Consider the following 210-nt stretch of genomic DNA (forward strand, 5'->3'; position numbering starts at 1 on the left):
CGGCGATATACGGCCGGTCGGGGTCGCCGCCGTCAAAGGCGATGGCCACTTCTGTGCCGTCGGTCAGCGGCATATGCCAGCCGTAGCCGTCGCCGCCGTAGGGTTTGGCGAGGCGCACCCACAGGTACGCGTAACCGGCATCCGCCGACGCACGGTCGCCGTCAATGCGCACGCGGTAGCGCCCCTGATTATCCAGCCACGCGTAGGTGT

The 210-nt window shown here is 68.1% G+C and carries 1 protein-coding gene; it reads right to left on the minus strand.

The genetic code is table 11. The features are described from left to right. Window positions 1–210: phage baseplate assembly protein V (locus AACU55_RS24625; RefSeq protein WP_240785714.1), on the minus strand; the 210-nt coding region annotated here is incomplete at both ends.

This window comes from Rahnella sp. CJA17(1/100) (genome assembly GCF_963881615.1).
GTDB lineage: Bacteria > Pseudomonadota > Gammaproteobacteria > Enterobacterales > Enterobacteriaceae > Rahnella > Rahnella aceris.